The following is a 5,975-nucleotide window of genomic DNA, read 5'->3' as shown; positions in this document are numbered from 1 at the left end:
ACCGCCACGCCCCGCTGCCGCTGCCCGCCGACGGCAGCGTGCTGCCGCATGGCAACGGGCGCAGCTATGGCGACAGCTGCCTGAACCCGGACCAGACCCTGCTCACCAGCCGTGCGCTGGATCGCTTCATCGGCTTCGACCCGGCCACCGGCGTAGTGCGCTGCGAAGCCGGGGCGACGCTGGCCGACATCATCGATGTCGCCCTGCCGCAGGGCTGGTTCCTGCCGGTCACCCCGGGCACCCGGTATGCCACGGTGGGCGGCGCGATCGCCAATGACGTGCATGGCAAGAACCATCACTGTGCCGGCACGTTTGGCCACCACGTCCGCCGCCTGGAGCTGCTGCGCAGCGATGGCCAGCGCATCGAACTGGACGCTGGCGATGCCAGCGGGATGTTCGCCGCGACCGTCGGCGGGCTGGGCCTGACCGGCTTCATCACCTGGGCCGAGCTGCAGCTGCGGCGCGTGCCGGGCCCGTGGATCCAGACCGAATCGATCCGCTTCGATGGCCTGGACGACTTCTTCGCGCTCTCGCGCGAATCGGCCGCCAGCTTCGAGTACACCGTGGCCTGGATCGATTGCCTGGCCAGCGGCAAGCAGCTGGGGCGCGGCCATTTCCTGCGCGGCGACCACGCGCGCGGCAACCCCCAGGCCGCTACCCCCAGTGCCGCGCCACGCCGCAGCATGCCGGTAGTGCCGCCAGTGTCGCTGGTGAACGGGCTGACCCTGCGGCCATTCAACACCCTGTACTACTGGCGCCAGCCGGCGCGTCGCGCGCGCCACCTGGCGCATTACCAGAGCTATTTCTATCCGCTGGACGGCATCAACCACTGGAACCGCATGTACGGCCCGCGCGGCTTCCTGCAGCACCAGTGCGTGCTGCCACCGGCCACCGCCCGCGATGCCACCGCCGCGCTGCTGGCCGAAATCGCACGCAGCGGGCGTGGCTCGTTCCTGGCCGTGCTGAAGGAATTCGGCGACCGCCCCTCGCTGGGCATGCTGTCCTTCCCGCGCCCGGGGACGACGCTGGCGCTGGATTTTCCCAACGACGGCCCGGACCTGCTGAAGATGCTGGACCGCCTGGACCGGATCGTCAGCGACGCCGGTGGCGCGGTATACGCCGCCAAGGACGCGCGCATGTCCGGCACGCTGTTCCGCCACGCCTATCCGGACTGGGATGCCTTTTCCCGGTTCATCGATCCCCGTTTTTCATCCGGCTTCTGGCGCCGGGTCATGGAGTAAGCATGCAGAAGGTTCTCATCATCGGCGCGACCTCGGCCATCGCCGAATCGGTGGCACGGCTGTACGCCGCACGCGGCAGCGCGCTTTTCCTGGTGGGCCGGAATGCGGCACGGCTGGAGACCATCGCGGCCGACCTGCGCGTGCGCGGTGCCCAGCGCGTGGACACCGGCGTGCTGGACATGAACGATGTAGCCGGCCATGCCGCGATGCTGGATGCGGCCTGGGCGGCCACCGGCGGCATCGACAGCGTACTGGTGGCCCATGGCACCCTGCCCGACCAGGGCGCGTGCGAACAGTCGGTCGACCTGGCCATGCGTGAGTTCGTCACCAACGGCACCTCGACCATCGCGCTGTGCGTGGCGCTGGCCCAGCGCCTGCCGTCGGGCGCCAACCTGGCCGTGATCTCCTCGGTGGCCGGCGACCGCGGCCGTGCCAGCAACTACCTGTATGGCAGCGCCAAGGCCGCCGTCACCGCGTTCCTCAGTGGCCTGGGGCAGAAGCTGGGCAAGCGCGGCATCAACGTGCTGACCATCAAGCCCGGCTTCGTCGACACCCCCATGACCCGCGATTTCAAGAAAGGCGCGCTGTGGGCGTCGGCCGACAAGGTTGCACAGGGTATCGTGCGTGCGTCCGACCGGCGCCGCGCGGTCGCCTACCTGCCCGGTTTCTGGTGGGCCATCATGATGGTGATCAAGAACATTCCCGAGTTCGTCTTCCGCAGGATCAAGCTCTGACATGACCGACAAGCACGCCAAGATCGTCATTACCGGGGCCGCCGGCCTGGTCGGTCAGAACCTGATCGTCGAGCTCAAGCAGCAGGGCTACACCCAGCTGGTCGCCATCGACAAGCATGCCCACAACCTGGGCATCCTGACCGCGCTGCACCCCGACGTACGGGTCGTGCACGCCGACCTCGCCGAACCGGGCCCGTGGGCGGAGGAATTTGCCGGGGCGCAATGCGTTGCGCAGCTGCATGCGCAGATCACCGGCAAGACCACCGACCTGTTCGTGCGCAACAACCAGACGGCCACCGCACACGTGCTGGCCGCCTGCAAGGCCGCTGCCGTGCCGTACATGGTGCACATCAGTTCGTCGGTGGTGAACTCGGTGGCCAAGGACGACTACACCAATACCAAGCGTGCGCAGGAAGAGATGGTAGTGGCCAGTGGCCAGCGCCACTGCGTGCTGCGGCCGACACTGATGTTCGGCTGGTTCGACCCCAAGCACCTGGGCTGGTTGTCGCGCTTCATGGCGCGCACGCCGGTGTTCCCCATTCCCGGCGACGGCCGCTTCATGCGCCAGCCGCTATACGAACGCGACTTCTGCCGCTGCATCGCCAAGTGCATCGAAACCGAGCCGGACGGCACCGTGTTCGACATCGTCGGCGACACCCGCGTGGATTACGTGGACATCATCCGCACCATCAAGCGGGTCAAGAAGCTGCACACGGTCATCGTGCACATCCCGATGGGCTTCTTCGCGTTCCTGCTGCGCACCTATTCGCTCTTCAGCAACAAGCCGCCCTTCACCGCCGACCAGCTCAAGGCGCTCAGCGCCGGCGATGACTTCAAGGGCGTGGATACCGAAGCGGTGTTCGGCGTGCGCCAGACCCCGTTCGAAGACGCCATCCGCGAAAGCTACACCGACCCGCGCTACAGCCACATCGTGCTGCAGCGCTGACCAGACAGAACAGACGGAACAAGAGTCCAATGAGCACATTCGCCATCATCGGCAGCGGCCCCATGGGCCTCATGGCAGCACTGGAGCTGCTCAAGCAGGGCCACCAGGTCGACATCTACGAGCGCGACGACCGCATCGGAGGCATGTCGGCCGACTTCGACTTCGATGGTCTGCGCATCGAGCGCTACTACCACTTCATCTGCAAGACCGACTACCCCTTGTTCAAGCTGCTCGACGAGATGCAGCTGTCCGATCGCCTGCACTGGACGGACACCAAGATGGGCTACTACTACCAGGGCAAGCTGCATAAATGGGGTACCCCGTTCGCGCTGCTCGGCTTCCCGCACCTGGGGCTGGTGGACAAGGTCCGCTATGCCCTGCACGTGATGCACACCAAGGGCATCCAGGACTGGACCGCGCTCGACAAGGAAAACGCCCGCGACTGGATCACCCGCTGGATCGGCCCAAAGGCCTACAAGGTGATGTGGGAAAAGGCCTTCGCGCTGAAGTTCTTCGAGTACCAGAACGACCTGTCGGCGTCCTGGATCGGTACGCGCATCAAGCGCGTGGCACTGTCGCGGCGCAACCTGTTCAATGAGAGCATGGGCTACCTGGAAGGCGGTTCGTCTGTCCTGCTGGAGCGCATGGCCAACGAAGTGCGTCGCCTGGGCGGCAACATCCTGCTGGGCCAGCCGATCGAGGAGGTCACCTCCGAGGCCGGCAAGGTGACGGGCATCCGTACGCCGGACGCGCACACCGCCTACGACAGCGTGGTATCCACCGCGCCCATCCAGTATGTGCCCAAGCTGGTGCCGAGCCTCCCGAAGGACTACGCCGACAAGGTTGCGGCCATCGAGAACATCCCGGTGGCGTGCGTCATCCTGAAGCTGTCGCAGCCGGTCAGCGAGAACTTCTGGATGAACATCAGCGATGAGCGCATCGCCATTCCGGGCCTGATCGAGTACAGCAACCTCAATCCCGGCAAGGGCCCTGGCGAGCACATCGTGTACGCGCCGTACTACATGCCCAAGACCCACCCGAAATGGCAGTGGACCAACCAGCAGCTCATCGACGAGGTGATCAGCTACCTGCCGATGATCAACCCGGCATTCAAGCCCGAGTGGATCCGCGCTACCCACTGCCACCGCTATGAGTACGCGCAGACCATCTGCCCGCCGGGCTTCCAGGACATGCTGCCGCCGATGCAGTCGCCGCTGGAAGGGTTCTTCATGGCCGACACTGCGTATTACTACCCGGAAGACCGCTCGATCAACGAGAGCATCGCCGTGGGCCAGACGCTGGCGCGGCTGGCGGCCTCTGCCACCGTCTCCCGATGAAAGCGCCGGCGCTGTCGCGGCAGTTCGTCCTTTTCCTGGTCGCGGGAGGGCTGGCCGCGGCAGTCAACTTCGGTTCGCGCATCCTGCTCAGCCAATGGCTGCACTATGTCCCGGCGATCGTGATTGCCTACTGCCTGGGCATGATCACCGCGTTCACGCTGAACAAGCTGTTCGTGTTCAGCGACGCCGGCAACCGTCTGCACCACCAGGTGCTCTGGTTCATCGCGATCAACCTGGCCGCCGTCGCGCAGACCATCGTCATCAGCCTGCTGTTCGCACGGTGGGTGCTGCCCGCGCTTGGCGTGGACTTCCACAATGAAACAATCGCCCATGCGATTGGCGTGGCGGTACCGGTGGTCACCAGCTACATCGGGCACAAGCGCTTTTCGTTCGCCTCACGGCCCTGACATCAGCGAGCACCACGATAGATGACTGCATCCCACCGGTTGGCGACCCTTGGACCGCCCCAGTCGCGGAAGGAGCGCGTGTCGTTCTTTCTCATTGTCCTGTTCCTGGTTGCCTACAAGTGCAATGACGCACTGAGCGTGCCGCAGTTCTGGGCCGAGGACGCGACGGTTTTCTTCCGCGACCAGTTCGGCCAGACACTGCCCCAGCTGTTTACGCCGTATGCGGGGTACCTGCATACGATTCCGCGGCTGGTGGCGTGGGTGGCGTCGTGGCTTCCGGTCATCAAGGCGCCGTTGATCTACAACGCATCTGCCGTTCTGCTAAGCGCGACGGCCATCGTGCTGACATGCCGGCAATTGGGAAAGTACATTCCCGCCTGGATCCTGGCGATGTCGTTCCTTGCGGTGCCGACCGGAGGCGAGCTGTTTGGCACCCTCACCAACACCCAATGGTTCCTGCAGTTCACCCTGGCTGCCTACTGCCTGGCCCCTGTCCGGCCGCCAGCCACACCGCTGGTGGGCGCCTTGCGTGCCTTGGGTGTTTTCCTCATCGCGGTCACCGGCCCGTTCTCGGTCATTCTGTCGATCGTCGTTGCCGCCATGCTGGCAGGAAGCTGGCTGGCCAGACGTGTCCGCTGGGATCCCTTTGGCGGCGCGCTGGCCAATGTCGTCGCGGCGGGCGATTGGAGAGTGTGGGCGGCACTTGCACTGGGCGCGGCCGTGCAGACATGTGCATTGATCGCCAGACCGCCGATCCAAAGCGTGGCTGAGCACGCGCTCCTTCCTACGCTCAAACTCACCTTCACCCATTTCGTGCCGATCCACACCTTCGGCGGCACCTTCCTCACCGGCACGGGCTGGCTACTGCTGTATGCGCTCATCCTTGGCCTGCTGGTCTTCTCCCGCCAAGCCGACGGACGTGCCCGCCTTGCCGTGCTCGGGTTTGCCGCCTTCGGGCTGATCGCCACCTTTGCGCCGATCATCCGCCAGCACAACTTGCTGCCCATGCTGGAACTGTCCGCCGCCGACCGCTACTTCTACCTGGCCAAGGTGGTGTGGTGGTGGGCGGTGTGGTTGGTGCTGAGCGGTACCAGCCGGCGGAGCCGGCGCAACGCGACCGTGTTGACGGCAGCGCTGATCAGCATTTTTGCCGTCACCAATACCGGGCATCTGCGCAGGGCCGGACTTCCCAATCTGTCCTGGCCCCACCATGCCCATCAACTGGAAGCCGGGGGCCTGCATAGAATTCCAGTGAACCCGGCCGGCTGGAGCGTGACGGTTGGGACCAACGATCCCGCCCCTGCCCCCAC

The 5,975-nt window shown here is 65.4% G+C and carries 6 protein-coding genes; all 6 read left to right on the top strand.

Annotated elements, in window-relative coordinates:
• Positions 1-1,241: FAD-binding oxidoreductase (locus DBR34_RS03975; RefSeq protein ID WP_258223650.1), on the top strand; the 1,241-nt coding region annotated here is incomplete at its 5' end.
• 2 nt (positions 1,242-1,243) lie between these two features.
• The gene (locus DBR34_RS03970) at positions 1,244-1,975 is read left to right on the top strand and encodes an SDR family oxidoreductase (protein WP_128095796.1); all 732 of its coding nucleotides are present in this window, start codon (positions 1,244-1,246) and stop codon (positions 1,973-1,975) included.
• Position 1,976: 1 nt separating this feature from the next.
• Entirely contained in the window at positions 1,977-2,921 is a 945-nt protein-coding gene (locus DBR34_RS03965) for an NAD-dependent epimerase/dehydratase family protein (protein WP_128095795.1), read from the top strand.
• Positions 2,922-2,950: 29 nt separating this feature from the next.
• The gene (locus tag DBR34_RS03960) at positions 2,951-4,258 is read left to right on the top strand and encodes an NAD(P)/FAD-dependent oxidoreductase (RefSeq protein WP_128095794.1); all 1,308 of its coding nucleotides are present in this window, start codon (positions 2,951-2,953) and stop codon (positions 4,256-4,258) included.
• Entirely contained in the window at positions 4,255-4,665 is a 411-nt protein-coding gene (locus tag DBR34_RS03955) for a GtrA family protein (RefSeq protein ID WP_128095793.1), read from the top strand. Before DBR34_RS03960 ends, DBR34_RS03955 begins: the two co-directional genes overlap by 4 nt.
• Before the next feature lie 78 nt (positions 4,666-4,743).
• Positions 4,744-5,975: hypothetical protein (locus DBR34_RS03950; protein ID WP_219928207.1), on the top strand; the 1,232-nt coding region annotated here is incomplete at its 3' end.

This window comes from Stenotrophomonas sp. HMWF003 (assembly GCF_003061285.1).
Classification (GTDB): Bacteria; Pseudomonadota; Gammaproteobacteria; order Xanthomonadales; family Xanthomonadaceae; genus Stenotrophomonas; species Stenotrophomonas maltophilia_AP.
This window is presented reverse-complemented; position numbering and strand designations above follow the sequence as displayed.